Genomic DNA, 12,965 nt, shown 5'->3' on the forward strand with positions numbered 1-12,965 from the left:
ATGGAAGACTACCTGGAGAAGATTTATGAACTGATTCACGAGAAGGGGTATGCGCGCGTTTCGGACATCGCCAACTCCCTGGCCGTGCAGCCGAGTTCCGTCACAAAGATGCTGCAGAAGCTCGACGAAAACGAGTACGTGAGTTATGAGAAGTACCGGGGCATTGTGCTCACGGCGAGAGGACACAAAATGGGGCGGCTGATGAAAGAGCGGCACGCCATGTTGGCAGATTTCCTTCGCATGCTCGGCGTACAGGAGGACACGCTGCAGAAAGACGTCGAAGGCATCGAACACCACGTGAGCCCCGCAACCCTGGAGGCGCTGCAGTCGCTCGTGTTGTTCCTGCAGTCCCATCCCGACGTTTTGTCCTCGTTCCTCGCGTTTCGAGAACAGTCGAGCGAGCAATCCTCGCCGTGAATCAACGAGCGGGCGGACCGTCACCGCCGTTTGAGCACCCATACGACGCGATCCGCCTGGTCCACCGGGGATTCTCCGAAGTCCCCTTGGACCTCTACGACCTCCCATCCCGTCCGGTCCAACAGTTCGGCGAGTGTCGCCGCATCCCAGTACCGCTGCACGTGCTCCTCGTCAAACCGGCGGTAGAGCGCTCCTTCTTCGTCGATCCCGAAAAAACCGCACACGCGATGGACAATTCGTTCCCCTTCGACTTCCGTCTCGTGCACGATGACGAGATGGTCGCGCACGTCGTGCCAAGCGCCGTTGTGAAGCTGTTGTATACGCCGCGGGCCGAGGGTGTCGAGCGCCCACTTGCCTCCCGGGCGCACGCATGCCCGAACGCGCTGGAGCACCCGCTCCAACTCGTCGCGTGTCAAGATGTAGTTCAACACGTCCGTCGAGGCGAGGGCGAAATCGGCGGCCTCGGGAAGGGCGAGATCGCCCAGATCCGATTCCAACCAATGTACGTTTGCCAGGTGGCCCCAGGTGTCAAACGCGACGGCCAGCATCTCCGGCGATCGGTCCACGGCGTAGACGCGCTCGGCGCGCTCCGCGAGCCATGCGGCCATCCTGCCCGTGCCGCAGCCGAGATCGACCGCCACGCGAACGGAAGAGAGATGGGGGGCGAGCGCCTTCTGCCACGCGTGGTAGAGCGCATCGCCCATCAACTCGTCGTAAAACGCCGCAAGATCTTCGTAAGCCATCGTCAGTTGGCCTCGATAGGTATCCACTCGGCGTCGCCCCACAGGCGTTCGAGGTGATAATACTCCCGCTCCTCAGGCCGAAACACGTGCACCACGACGTCGCCAAAGTCGAGCAAGACCCAGCGCGCCTCGTCCAGCCCTTCGATGCCGCGGCAGGTGACGCCGAGTTCGGCGAGATCGTCCCGCACCGCCCGGGCCACCGCCTCCACCTGCGGGCGCGAGCTCGCGGAACAAATCACAAAGTAGTCCGCCACGGGCGTGAGTTCCTGGACGTTCATCACTACGACGTCGGTGGCCTTCTTATCCAAACAGGCCGTCGCAGCTCGGCGAGCGATGTGCTCGACGTTTGGATTCATGCACATGCCTCCCTCGGAAAGAGCGAATGTCACGCCTTCCGGCGCACTTCGTTCAACAAGTCGTTTCGCGCGTTCACGGTCGTGAGATCGATGGGGAAGCCGCGATCGAGCGCGTAGCGGACCGTGGATTCGAGGCTCGCCAAGGCAGCGGCCTTGAGATCCCGTTCGGCGAGCGCGCGAAGGTCATCCACCCCGGAATAGTCGCGCGACGGTTCAATGGCGTCCGCCACAAACAGCACCATTTCAAGTGCCCCCATACCGGGCCTGCCGGTGGTGTGGTAATACACCGCGTTCAGCACGTCGGCATCCTCCACACCGTATTCTACGCGGGCGACGTCCGCGGCAATCGGACCGTGCAGCAGGATAGGTGCCTCGAGCCAAGCCGCGGGCACCTCGAGCTTCCGGTCACGTGCGTAGGCAAGGAGTCGGTCCTGAGGCCATTCCCGCGCGAGATCGTGGAGCCAGGCCGCGAGCTCCGCCCCAAGCACAGGCGCCCCAAACCGCCGGGCCAGCGCCACGGACGTCTCCACGACGCCGAGCACGTGCTTGTAGCGCGCGGGCGTCAGCGACGCGGCGAGGCGCTGCCGAAGATGATGGATGACGTTCCCCCGCTCCATCCCGGTCCCATTCCTCCTTCCGGCCCCTGGCGCCAGATCTCGAGCACCGGATCCGGCACGAGGCCACACACGTCGAGACGCCGATCCAGCCGATCTCGCACCCACGTGGACGACACGTCGAGCATCGGCATGTCGATCACGTCCATCCGAATGTTCGGAAGGCGCGCGCGGGCGCTGGCCGCGGCCGTGTCGAAGTCGTAACCCGGTCGGCGCGCGACGACAAAGCGCACCATCTCGCAGAGTTCCTCCGCGCCGTGCCACTCCGGAAGGTGCTGCAGGCTGTCTGCGCCGAGGAGAAACAGAAACTCGACCTCCGGATGCCAACCGGTGAGCGCGCGCAGGGTATCGACGGTGTACGACGGCTTCGGCAGGCGATTCTCCACGTCCGTGACGCGCATGTGCCGCCTCGCCCCAATCAGCGCCTCCACCATGCGAAACCGCCACGCGAAGGTGTCCACGTCGATGCCGGCCTTATGGGGCGGCTTCGCGGCCGGCATCCACCACACCTCGTCGGCGCCAACCTGCTCGTAGGCAATCTGAGCCATCGTCAGGTGACCGACATGCGGTGGATCGAACGTGCCGCCGAACAGCAGAATGCACCTCTGCGCCCCATCCGATGTCCGTTCGCCGTTTGCCTCAGTATACCACACGGTCTCTTCACCCATGGCCGTTCGCCTCTTCCCGCTCGAGAGCCTTGTACACCGCGCGCTGCATGACCTCGACGGGCGCTTCGCGCTCGAGCCACCACTCGTACGCCTTGACACCCTGCCAGATGAGCATCGAGGCGCCATCCACCGTCTTCGCCCCGCGCGCCTGCGCTTGGCGAAGAAAGAGCGTGTGAAGCGGCCGATAGACGATGTCCTGCACCACCTGATGCGGCTGGAAACATTCCGGCGACTCGACCGGCGACTCGTCGCTCCGCGGCCACATGCCAATGGGCGTGCACTGGACCACTAAATCCGCCCTCGCGATGGCCTCGTGCCGATCCGACCAGGCCACGTGACGAACGGAAAGCCAGTCGCCGTATCGCGACGCGAGCGCCTCGGCTTGCTCGGGCCTGCGGCAGCAGACAAGCACCTCGCTCCCCGGGCGCTCCTTGGCGAGCGCCGTGAGGATGGCCTGCACGCTGCCGCCCGCGCCGAGAATGGTCACCTTGAGCGAGCCCTCGCCCAAAAACGGCGCCACAGACGCCCACCATCCGCTCACATCCGTGTTGTGCCCCACCGCGCCCGTCGGGGTGAAGCGAACGACGTTGACCGCCCGGGCCATCTCGGCCTCGGCGGTGCGCGCCTCCACCCAGTCGTATACGCCGAGCTTGTGGGGAATGGTCACGTTAATGCCTACCGCGCCGATGGCGCGCAGGCCGCGCAGCGCGTCGACGAGATCGCCCGGCTCCACCTGAAACGGCAGGTACACCGCATCCACGCCGTGCGCCTGAAACGCGGCGTTCATCATGGCAGGCGATAACGAATGCATGACCGGCTTGCCGATCACGCCAAACAGCTTCACGGCCCGTCACCCCCGCCCTGCGGGTGTTGCACGCGATGCGCGAGCACGCCGACGAGCCTCGGCCGTATGGAAAGGGTCAACCACGCAGGCGCCTCAATCCGCGCCAGCGTCCTGCGGCCTGTCCACGCAATCCAGCCGAGCCCCGGCAGGACGATGTCCCCGCCCCGTTTCCCAAGAGAAAAATCGGCGTCGCGCCTCGGCGGCGCCGCGACGAGCCACGAACGCCGGTCCACAAACGCGTCCGCGCACGCCTCGCACGGGACCTTCAGGATGTCATAGCGGTGCTCCGCAAAAAACGAATCTGCTCGTTCCCGCTTCGTCCGGTGCACCGGCAGCTCGTTGGAGACGTAGAGCACAATGCCCTGGCGCTCGCCCTCCAACGTCTCGAGGCGCACCAGTCCGCCGAGAAACAGCGCTTGCCCCGGGTTCAACTGGTACACGCGCGGGCGCACGCGCGACCGCGGCACCACCCACTTCAAACAGTCGCCGCACAGCCGCTCGATGACGCGCGACGTGTACATGAGCCCTGGCGTGTCGAACAGTTCCACGCGTCCGTAGGGCCCCTCAATCTCGAGCCGAGACATGGCGAGCGTCGTGCCCGGCCTGCGCGACACGGTGAAGGGCTGCTTCCGCTCCGACAGCCGCTCGACCATCGCGTTGAGAAGCGTCGACTTGCCCACATTGGCCATGCCCATCACGTACACCGGCCGCTTCGTTTCCCTCGCGACGCGATCCACGAGCCGGTCGACGCCGCGGCGCTTCTCGGCGCTGATGAAGGCCACATCGAGCGGCTCCACGCCCGTCGCGCGCACCTCACCGCGGATCCAGTCCGCAAGCGCCTCGTAGCCCACATCGGCCGGCAGAAGATCCACCTTGTTCACGACGACGATCACGTCGCTCGACGCGACGAACCGCCGCGCGCTCGGGATGAGGCTGCCGGCGAGATCGAACACGTCAACCACGTAGAGTACGAGCCCCGGATGATCGAAGATGGCCGCGACCTGTCGCTGATACGTCTCTTCATCCACGGCGACGGGCGTGAAGTCGCCGTAGTGGCGAATGCGAAAACACCGCCGGCAAAGCACATCCTCCCGCTCCAGGTGGCTCTCCGGCACGTAGCCTGGCATTCGCTCGTCCGTCGATTGAAGCGGTGCCCCACATCCCACACACACTCGGGTGTCAGTCATCCAAACGCCTCCTGTCCGCGGCGGGCTCGGGGCGCCGGAGCCCTCGCCGTTCCAGCCGCCTCAACACCAGCCGCTCGGCCATACGCGAAATCTTGGTGCCCCACCACTCCACCGGATCCTGTGGAAGCACTAAAATGGCGTACAGTCCAAGCCGCTTTGCGCCCTGAATGTCGGTGAACAGCTGATCGCCCACCATCGCAGTGGCCTCCGGCGGCATATGGAAGCGGCGGAGCGCCTCCAAAAACCCGCGCGACTTGGGCTTGCCAGCCGCCGAGACCGCCGGCACGCCGCACAGTTTGGCAAATGATCCGACGCGATCCTCGCCGTTGTTTGAGATGATGCACACGTGAAAGCCTCGCGCATGCACGCTGCGCAACCACGCGGTGAGTTCGGACGGCACGTCGGGGTGGTTCCACGGCACCAGCGTGTTGTCGAGATCCGTCAAAATCAGGCGAATCCCCCGCCGCCACAGGGCGTCGAGATCAATCTCGTAGATGGACGCCACGTACTCGTCCGGCATGAGCCGCGAGAGCCAGGCCAAGCTTCTCACCCAATTTCGTCGTTCGTTGTCCGCGCTTCGATAACAGTTGGATATGATACCATATGCGTAGATACCGACGCCAGGGATGCGCTCCCGCGCGGACCCAACGTTTTCAGGCGGCGGCTTGTCCGCTTCACTCGCGGAGCTGGAGAAGATGTCCACGTGGACTGTGACCTACGCGTTTCCCGCCAATCTGAATTTCATCCTGTATGTATGGCGGCTACGCGCACATTCCCAGAGCTCTGAATGGAAAGACGCACGCGATGCCCATTCGGATGCGCAAGGGCGATTTGCGCGCGTTTGGCAACAGGAACTCGAGGAGATTCGCCGCCTGGGCGCGGCCGAGGTGGATGGCCGCTGTCTCGCGGGATTGGAAGGTCCGCTGCGCCTTCTGTTCGCCGAGTCGCCGATGGGGCATGACGCCTTCGAATCCGCGTGGCCCCTGTTCGCGGAGTGGCGGCAACCGGCGCGCGTGAGACCCGCCGAAGCTTGGCGGGCCTCCTCTACGCGTCTGCGCCAGAGCCGGCAGGTTTGCGCTGGCGCATGTTTTCGTACAATTTCACAATGGCCTTTTGCTCAATGCGCGAAACATAGCTGCGCGAAATGCCGAGTTCCTTCGCGATTTCCCGCTGCGTCCGCTCCTCCCCGTCCGGCAGCCCAAACCGCTTGCACAGCACCTCCCGCTCGCGCGGGGCGAGAAGCGGCAGGCACTCGAACATCTTCTGCTTCTCCCACGACATATCCACGGCGTCGATCACGTCGTCCGGATCGGAACCCAACAGGTCCGCGAGCGTCATCTCGTTGCCGTCCTTGTCGGTGCCGACGGGATCGGACAACAAGGCGTCGCGCCGATGCTTCTTGCTGCTGCGCAGGTACATGAGAATTTCGTTTTCGATGCAGCGGGCGGCGTAGGTCGCGAGCTTCGTGCCCTTGTCGGGCCGATAGCTCTCGACCGCCTTGATGAGCCCGATGGTGCCGATGGAGATGAGATCGTCCATCTCCTCGCCAGAGGATTCGTACTTCTTGGCCAGGTGCGCGACGAGGCGTAGGTTATGTTCGATGAGGCGATTACGCGCATCGGCGTCGCCCGCGAGGTAGTCGCGAATCGCGCGCTCTTCCTCCTCGGGGCTCAGCGGGTGAGGAAAAGCGCCTTGCTTGACATACGAGACAAACAGCGAGACGTCCTTGAACACGAGCGCCAGCAGCGTGAGCAAGCCGGGCACTTGGTCCACCTCCAGCCTGGATGCGTTGCATCTAAAGCTTTATGCGGAGGGGACAGGAAAACTGCTACGACAAACCCCATCAGAATCCGGACCAACTCTTTCAACGGCTCATTGAGGACACGTGAACATCAAAAAGAATCAAAAAGATAGATCCCTTCTCCCAGGCGTTTGGCCGTCCGCCCCCAGCGGCTTTCGGAAAGTCAAGCCGTACAGGTTTCCCCCATCGAGCTCCTGCACGCGAACATCCTCAGCCATCTTCGGCACCGCGTGGATGGGGATGCCCACGAGCGCGCCGCGGTCTCGGAACCAACGCCTCACGAATGGAACCCGCTCGTACGTGCTTCTCACCTTCCGCTCCGTTTCGTCCACCACCACAACCTTCGTGCCCGGCTTGGCAATGCGCATCATCTCCTGCATGGCGCGCGCGGGATCGGTGAAGAAGTTGATTCCCCCCACGAACTCGAGCGGCCCGCCGAGCACGGGATCGCGCAGGAGCGCGAGAATTTCACGCTTCATGAAGCACCGCCTTTCGCAAGACTCTCATGGTCCGCCTTCGACGGGATCACGGCACGGGATGCCCATGACCGCGCGCATCGCGTCGCCCTCGCTCCCACATCGCAGGCGTTCGCCCCACACGGTCAACCACTCAAACGCCTCGAGCAGCCGTTCGGGATCTGGGCCGCCACGTTCATAGACGAGGTGGAATTCAAGCTCGCCACCCACACCCCGGATCTCCGTTCGATCCGGCTTTGGCTCCATCGCCAGAGCCGAGCGGCACACGAAGCGCACCACGGCGCGCGTCCGGGCCCAGTCCCGTGCAGAAAGCGCGGGAACATCCCGCACGTGACAGGGGACGCCTGGAAGGATGGATTCCGCCTCTCGCCGGAGCGCATCCGCGAGCGCGTCGCCGGGCCCCGCCTCTCCCGTATGCTCCGTGCTCTGCACGAGCCCCTCGACCGACTGTCGCCAGCTCAGCACCGCGAGCTGTTTCCACGCCTTTTCACAGCGCCGAGATTCGGCGAGCAGGCGCGCGGCGCGCACGCCGAAATAGAGCATCACGATGGCGAACCCGGCGATGGCGCCCTCCATCGGCGTCAGCCGCGTGGTCAACACCAACGACAGCCCGAGGATCACGTATAGAACCGTGTTCGCCACGTCGTGCGGCCGCAGCACGGCGGCCACATAACCCAGAATGGGCCACAACAGATCCGTCGCGTGGTTCGGCGGCGTGTCGCCGGCAAACAGGAGTCCGAGGCACGCCAGCATGGCGGCGATGCTCACGTACGGCGCGAGACGATGCCCCGCGCGCCCGCTGAGCACAAGCACTACGGCAGCCTCCGCGAGCACCATGGCCTCGTAGTACAGGCGAATGAAGAAAGGACCGTGCGCAAGCGGTAGGTAGACCACCAAAATCGCCAGCGCCGCAATGGTTCGCGGCACCCAATGCGTCCAGTCCGCCCACGTCCGGCGGATGTCCGCCCGGACCTGTCGATACACGCCCAGAAGTTTCTTCCTCTTCATGCGCCTATCATAGCAAACGCGAAAGAGGTCGGCCACTGACATCCCGCGGCTGAGGCGCGAAGCGCCCCCTCTCGCCCCGCGGCTCACTTGCCGCTCGACTGCTCCGACCGCTTCTTCAAATTCTCTTCCCGCAGCATCTCATTGTGCAATTGCTGGCTGTACGTCTCCGCGAAGTAGTGTTCGCCGGTTCCGTTGCCCTTGGCGACGTAGTACAGATACTTCGTGTGGGCGGGGTGAAGCACCGCCTCAATGCTCGCAAGGCTCGGACTGCAAATGGGTCCGGGCGGCAATCCACCGTACAAGTACGTGTTGTAGGGATTTCGCGCGTCCAGGATGTCCGCATCCGTCACGACCGTCAAGTGTCGGCCGATGGCGTAATCCACCGTGGCGTCGATCTGTAGGCGCATACGGAGCTTCAGCCGGTTGTCGATCACGCTCGCGATGATGGGCCGCTCGGAAGGCACCTGCGCCTCGTTTTCGATGAGCGACGCCTCCGTGATGGTCTCGTTCAGCGTGAGCTTGTCTGCCCGCATCGCCGCTTCGTTCGCGGACGTGAGCACGCGCGCCGCAAAGTCGTTCAGCATTTCATTGACGACGTCCACCGGGTTTTCATTCCGATAGAACTGGTACGTGTCTGGAAACAAGTACCCCTCGAGCCGGTAGCGAACATCGCGCCGCCCCGCAAGCTGCTTCAAAAACGCCTGATGGTAGTTGTCGGCTTGCACCGCTTTGAGAAACGCCGCCTCGCTGCAAACTCCATCTTGTGCGAGCCGCGCCGCGATGTCCACAACGTCATATCCCGGCGGAATGGTCACATTGACCACATCGGGGACGATCTCGCCCGCGGTCATCTGCCGATAGATCTGTGGCGCCGACTCATCCGCGGACAGCGCGTACGTGCCGGCCAAAATCGGCCTGCCCCCGCTGAGGCGCCCGTACAGCTCAAACGCGGTGGCGCTGCGGATGAGCCTCATCGCCTTCAATCGCTCGGCGACCGTGGCGACCGTGTCGCCGGCCTTCACCTTGAATCGCTCGAGCGGAGCCTTGGCCGACACGGGCCGCAGCGCCGCGCGAAACCACGCGCCGAAGACGAGTGCGACCACGACCACAAGCGCCAAGGCGACAAGGATCATCCATCGCGCGCGCCGCCTCGCGCTTGCTGGCTGGTTCGACATACGTTCACCTTCCAACGTTCAACCTTCGAATTCCGCGCCCTCACCGTCCGCCCGCTGACGCGATCGCAGGTAGTCTTCGAGCAGGACCTGCGCGGCGGCCGCGTCGACCGTCGCGCGGCGCTCTCTGCGCCGCACGTTCTGCTCGATGAGGAAGCGCTCCGCGCTCACGGTGGTCAACCGCTCATCGTACAGATGGACCGGCAGGCCCGTGCGCGCCGCGAGCATCCGGGCGAACTTCTCCGCGCGCGACGTCATCTCGGACGGCTGGCCCGACATGTGGAGCGGTCGCCCGACGACAATCCGCCCCACCTCTTCTCGCCGCGCCAACTCCGCGACTTCGTCCGCCGCCTGCCGGTCCGATTGGCGCTCGATCACGCCATACGGCTGCGCGATGAGCCCCATGGGGTCCGACAAGGCGACACCAATCCGCCGCTCGCCGAAATCAATCGCCATCGTCCGCATCGCCATACAGTGCGGCGTAGGCCCGCACGAGCTCCTCGATGAGATCATCCCGCTCGATGCGCCGGATGGTGTTGCGCGCGTCCATGTGGCTTGTGATGTACGCCGGATCGCCCGAAATCAGGTACCCCGCAATCTGGTACACGGGATTGTACCCTTTTTCCTTCAGGGCGCGGTATGCGATTTGAAACGCGCGCCGAACCTCGGGATTGCCTGACTTCGACGCAAATCGCATCGTGCTGTCAAACTCTTGTCCCAATGCCCGCACCTCGCTCGGGCGTCTGCCGACGCCAAAAAGTCGCTCGTCCCCTTACTTTCGAGTCAGCGCGCGCGATTTCCTGCGATCTCGCCGAGAATTTCTCCGACCTTTTGGATGGCCTCGGAGAGCTTCGCCGCGTCTCGGCCTCCTGCCTGAGCCAGATCCGGCCTGCCGCCGCCACCACCGCCGGTCACCGCGGCCACCTGTTTGACAATCTCACCCGCATGGAGGCCCCGCGACTGCCAGTCCTTCGACACGTACGCGACAAACTGCACCTTGCCGCGGTGAGCGGATCCCAGCACCACCACGACGGAGTCCACCCGGGCCTTGATCTCGTCCACCAGCTGGCGCAGCCCGTCCATGTCGAGATCGGACAGCGCAGCGCGAATGACGGGGACACCCGCCAACGTCTCGACGTTTGCGACGAGCTCGTCCACGCGCGCATGCGCCAGACGCGCCTTCGCCGACTCCAGCTCGCGCTCCAGCTCGCGCATTTCCTGGACCACGCGATGCGCGCGCTCCACCACCGTGCTGACATTCGTCTTCAGCGCGTCCGCCACCTGGCGCAGCCGCTCTTCGCGCTCCCGGGCGACGCGATACGCGTGCCGACCGGTGACCGCTTCAATGCGGCGCGTGCCGCTCGCGATGCCCGTCTCGGACGTAATGAGAAATTGCCCAATGACGCCCGTCCGCGGCACGTGACAGCCGCCGCAAAGCTCGATGCTCTCGCCCGCCTGGACGACGCGCACCCGCTGGCCGTACTTCTCGCCGAAGAGCGCCATGGCGCCCATGGCCTTGGCCTCGTCCAAGTCCATCTCGCGGATGTGAACGGTGTGATCGCGCCAGATCTCGTCGTTCACGCGCCGCTCCACCTCGGCCAATTCCTCGTCCGTGAGTGGCCCGAAGTGAGAGAAATCAAACCGCAGGCGCTCCGGCTCGACAAGCGATCCCGCCTGCGCCACGTGCGTCCCAAGCACGTCCCGCAGCGCCTTGTGCAAGAGGTGCGTCGCCGTGTGGTTTTTCACGATGTCGCGCCGGAAGTCCTCGTCGACGTGCGCGCGCACGCTGTCACCCTGAAGCAGCGAGCCGTCGACGACGCGCACTCGCATGACGTGCTGCCCGTGTGGCGCCTTCTGGACGTCGAGCACCTCCGCCTTGCCGTTTGTGCCGACGATTTCGCCGCGATCGCCCACCTGCCCGCCGCTCTCCGCGTAAAACGGCGTCACGTCGAGGATGACCTGGCCTTCCTCGCCGATGGCGAGCCCGTCGACGCGATCGCCATCCTTGAAGATGCCAAGGATGGTCGCGTCCACCGTGAGCTCGTCGTAGCCAACAAACCGCGACGGCTCCGTGAAGGTCTCCAGGGCTCCGCGCTGGCTCTGCATGCCCTCGGCCACCTGACGGGCCTCGCGCGCCCGCGCGCGCTGTTCCTCGAGCTCTCGCTCAAACCCTTCCCGGTCCACCGCGATCCCTTTCTCGCGCGCGATCTCGACGGTGAGATCGATGGGGAAGCCGTACGTGTCGTAGAGGCGAAACGCCGCTTCACCGGACAGGACGGTCTCGCCGCGCGCCTTGACCTCTTCAATGGTCCGATTCAAGAGCTCCTCGCCGGCGGCTAGCGTCTGCAGGAAGCGCTCCTCCTCCGTGCGAACCACGCGCTCGATGAGCGGTCGCTTCTCGCGCACCTCGGGATAGTCGTCGCCCATGATTCTATCCACCACGGCCACGAGTTCGTACAAGAACGGCCGCTCGACGCCGAGCTTCCGGCCGCTGCGCACCGCGCGCCGCAGCAGGCGGCGGATGACGTACCCGCGGCCCTCGTTGGACGGGAGCACGCCGTCGCCAATCGCGAACGTCACCGTGCGGACGTGATCGGCGATGATCTTGAGATGGACGTCGTCCTCAGCCGATTGACCGTACGGGCGCCCCGAAAGTTCAGCGGCGCGATCGATGATGGGCCGGAACAGGTCCGTCTCGAAGTTGTTCGGCACGTCCTGCAGGATACTGGCCAGGCGCTCCAGGCCAGACCCCGTGTCGATGTTCTTCTTCGGCAGCGGTGAATACGATCCGTCCGCGTTCTTATTGAACTGCGTGAACACGAGGTTCCAGATCTCGAGGAACCGATCGCAGTCGCAGCCCGGTTTGCAGTCCGGCGAACCGCAGCCGTAGGCCTCGCCGCGATCGTAGAAGATCTCCGAACACGGACCACAGGGTCCTTCGCCAATCTCCCAGAAGTTGTCTTCCTTGCCGCGGTAGATGCGCGACGCCGGTAGCCCGACTCGGTGATGCCACACCTCGAACGCCTCGTCGTCCTCCTCGTGAATGGTGACGGAGATGCGATCCGGGTCCAGTTCGAGGACCTGAGTCAAAAACTCCCACGCCCAGGTGATGGCCTCGAGCTTGAAGTAGTCGCCGAACGAGAAATTGCCGAGCATTTCAAAGAACGTCTGGTGTCGCGCGGTGTGGCCAACTTCCTCGATGTCGTTGGTGCGAATGCACTTCTGCGCGTCCACGATGCGCGGCACTTCGGGGATCTCCCGGCCGTCGAAATACGGCTTCAGGGGCGCCATCCCCGCGTTGATCCAAAGCAGCGTCGGATCGTCCTTCGGCACGAGCGGAAAGCTCGGCAACACCATGTGACCGCGCTCCGCGAAAAATTGCTTGAACGCGCGGCGAATTTCTTGTCCAGTGAGCGATTTCATGCGCAACCTCCTCCTCCGACGCATCGCACTTCGGCTGTGTCCTCCTGCACGAAAAACCCCCGCCCCACATTCAGGGACGGGAGTTTCCCGCGGTACCACCCTGCTTACAGGCTCGTCCGAGCCTGTCGCCTCTGGCGCTGTAACGGGCACACCCGGCGTGCTTTGCCACACGCGCTTGGAAGGGGCTTCGAACCGGTTGCCTTGAGGCAGCTCGCAGCCGAAGGCCGCCCTCTCTGAGCAAGGCGCCCCGATTCTA

General features: G+C 64.5%; 16 protein-coding genes and 1 other annotated feature (1 of these 17 cut by a window edge). Of the genes, 1 reads left to right on the forward strand and 15 read right to left on the reverse strand.

Annotation, left to right across the window (positions count from 1 at the left end):
- On the forward strand, nt 1–417 hold the full coding sequence (mntR, locus tag TC41_RS09780; RefSeq protein WP_014464879.1) for a transcriptional regulator MntR: 417 nt from the start codon (nt 1–3) through the stop codon (nt 415–417).
- A 20-nt stretch (nt 418–437) separates the two neighbouring features.
- Here mntR and TC41_RS09785 read toward each other — a convergent pair whose 3' ends face one another.
- From TC41_RS09785 to alaS, 15 genes are all read right to left on the reverse strand, one after another.
- Nucleotides 438–1,160, reverse strand: coding sequence for a class I SAM-dependent DNA methyltransferase (locus TC41_RS09785; RefSeq protein WP_041695300.1), 723 nt, complete (start codon nt 1,158–1,160; stop codon nt 438–440).
- Between the two features lie 2 nt (nt 1,161–1,162).
- Entirely contained in the window at nt 1,163–1,516 is a 354-nt protein-coding gene (rsfS, locus tag TC41_RS09790) for a ribosome silencing factor (protein WP_014464881.1), read from the reverse strand.
- Between the two features lie 29 nt (nt 1,517–1,545).
- A complete protein-coding gene (gene yqeK, locus TC41_RS09795) occupies nt 1,546–2,133 on the reverse strand; it encodes a bis(5'-nucleosyl)-tetraphosphatase (symmetrical) YqeK (RefSeq protein ID WP_041695301.1) in 588 nt (195 codons plus the stop codon).
- Nucleotides 2,079–2,798: a nicotinate (nicotinamide) nucleotide adenylyltransferase gene (gene nadD / locus TC41_RS09800; RefSeq protein ID WP_014464883.1), complete on the reverse strand. Its 720-nt coding sequence runs from the start codon at nt 2,796–2,798 to the stop codon at nt 2,079–2,081. The genes yqeK and nadD overlap by 55 nt, the downstream gene beginning before the upstream one ends.
- On the reverse strand, nt 2,791–3,642 hold the full coding sequence (gene aroE, locus TC41_RS09805; RefSeq protein ID WP_014464884.1) for a shikimate dehydrogenase: 852 nt from the start codon (nt 3,640–3,642) through the stop codon (nt 2,791–2,793). Before aroE ends, nadD begins: the two co-directional genes overlap by 8 nt.
- Nucleotides 3,639–4,829: a ribosome biogenesis GTPase YqeH gene (gene yqeH / locus TC41_RS09810; protein WP_041695302.1), complete on the reverse strand. Its 1,191-nt coding sequence runs from the start codon at nt 4,827–4,829 to the stop codon at nt 3,639–3,641. The genes aroE and yqeH overlap by 4 nt, the downstream gene beginning before the upstream one ends.
- On the reverse strand, nt 4,822–5,379 hold the full coding sequence (locus tag TC41_RS09815; protein WP_148260270.1) for a YqeG family HAD IIIA-type phosphatase: 558 nt from the start codon (nt 5,377–5,379) through the stop codon (nt 4,822–4,824). The genes yqeH and TC41_RS09815 overlap by 8 nt, the downstream gene beginning before the upstream one ends.
- Nucleotides 5,380–5,590: 211 nt before the next feature.
- A complete protein-coding gene (locus tag TC41_RS09820) occupies nt 5,591–5,788 on the reverse strand; it encodes a hypothetical protein (protein ID WP_148260176.1) in 198 nt (65 codons plus the stop codon).
- 85 nt (nt 5,789–5,873) lie between these two features.
- Entirely contained in the window at nt 5,874–6,593 is a 720-nt protein-coding gene (gene sigK, locus TC41_RS09825) for an RNA polymerase sporulation sigma factor SigK (RefSeq protein ID WP_041695304.1), read from the reverse strand.
- A 138-nt stretch (nt 6,594–6,731) separates the two neighbouring features.
- Nucleotides 6,732–7,109, reverse strand: coding sequence for a type 11 methyltransferase (locus tag TC41_RS09830; RefSeq protein WP_014464888.1), 378 nt, complete (start codon nt 7,107–7,109; stop codon nt 6,732–6,734).
- 24 nt (nt 7,110–7,133) lie between these two features.
- Nucleotides 7,134–8,114: a hypothetical protein gene (locus TC41_RS09835; RefSeq protein ID WP_014464889.1), complete on the reverse strand. Its 981-nt coding sequence runs from the start codon at nt 8,112–8,114 to the stop codon at nt 7,134–7,136.
- Nucleotides 8,115–8,197: 83 nt separating this feature from the next.
- A complete protein-coding gene (mltG, locus tag TC41_RS09840; protein ID WP_014464890.1) occupies nt 8,198–9,289 on the reverse strand; it encodes an endolytic transglycosylase MltG in 1,092 nt (363 codons plus the stop codon).
- A gap of 18 nt (nt 9,290–9,307) precedes the next feature.
- Nucleotides 9,308–9,742 carry a Holliday junction resolvase RuvX gene (gene ruvX / locus TC41_RS09845; protein ID WP_014464891.1) on the reverse strand — a complete coding sequence of 145 codons (435 nt, stop codon included), beginning with the start codon at nt 9,740–9,742 and terminating at the stop codon, nt 9,308–9,310.
- Complete coding sequence (locus TC41_RS09850) at nt 9,732–10,007, reverse strand: IreB family regulatory phosphoprotein (protein WP_012811309.1); 276 nt, start codon at nt 10,005–10,007, stop codon at nt 9,732–9,734. The genes ruvX and TC41_RS09850 overlap by 11 nt, the downstream gene beginning before the upstream one ends.
- 62 nt (nt 10,008–10,069) lie before the next feature.
- Nucleotides 10,070–12,709 (reverse strand): alanine--tRNA ligase, encoded by a 2,640-nt coding sequence (gene alaS, locus TC41_RS09855; RefSeq protein WP_014464893.1) that lies wholly within the window; start codon nt 12,707–12,709, stop codon nt 10,070–10,072.
- 69 nt (nt 12,710–12,778) lie between these two features.
- Nucleotides 12,779–12,965, reverse strand: a binding site (T-box leader); it runs 23 nt beyond the window's last position.

Source organism: Alicyclobacillus acidocaldarius subsp. acidocaldarius Tc-4-1 (assembly GCF_000219875.1).
Classification (GTDB): domain Bacteria; phylum Bacillota; class Bacilli; order Alicyclobacillales; family Alicyclobacillaceae; genus Alicyclobacillus; species Alicyclobacillus acidocaldarius_A.

Excerpts from the sequence above, each read along its gene's own strand:
- mntR (WP_014464879.1), top strand. The coding sequence starts at position 1 with ATGGAAGACTACCTGGAGAAGATTTATGAACTGATTCACGAGAAGGGG.
- TC41_RS09785 (WP_041695300.1), bottom strand. The coding sequence starts at position 1,160 with ATGGCTTACGAAGATCTTGCGGCGTTTTACGACGAGTTGATGGGCGAT.
- rsfS (WP_014464881.1), bottom strand. The coding sequence starts at position 1,516 with ATGAATCCAAACGTCGAGCACATCGCTCGCCGAGCTGCGACGGCCTGT.
- yqeK (WP_041695301.1), bottom strand. The coding sequence starts at position 2,133 with ATGGAGCGGGGGAACGTCATCCATCATCTTCGGCAGCGCCTCGCCGCG.
- nadD (WP_014464883.1), bottom strand. The coding sequence starts at position 2,798 with ATGGGTGAAGAGACCGTGTGGTATACTGAGGCAAACGGCGAACGGACA.
- yqeH (WP_041695302.1), bottom strand. The coding sequence starts at position 4,829 with ATGACTGACACCCGAGTGTGTGTGGGATGTGGGGCACCGCTTCAATCG.
- TC41_RS09820 (WP_148260176.1), bottom strand. The coding sequence starts at position 5,788 with ATGCCCCATCGGCGACTCGGCGAACAGAAGGCGCAGCGGACCTTCCAA.
- TC41_RS09830 (WP_014464888.1), bottom strand. The coding sequence starts at position 7,109 with ATGAAGCGTGAAATTCTCGCGCTCCTGCGCGATCCCGTGCTCGGCGGG.
- TC41_RS09835 (WP_014464889.1), bottom strand. The coding sequence starts at position 8,114 with ATGAAGAGGAAGAAACTTCTGGGCGTGTATCGACAGGTCCGGGCGGAC.
- mltG (WP_014464890.1), bottom strand. The coding sequence starts at position 9,289 with ATGTCGAACCAGCCAGCAAGCGCGAGGCGGCGCGCGCGATGGATGATC.
- ruvX (WP_014464891.1), bottom strand. The coding sequence starts at position 9,742 with ATGGCGATTGATTTCGGCGAGCGGCGGATTGGTGTCGCCTTGTCGGAC.
- alaS (WP_014464893.1), bottom strand. The coding sequence starts at position 12,709 with ATGAAATCGCTCACTGGACAAGAAATTCGCCGCGCGTTCAAGCAATTT.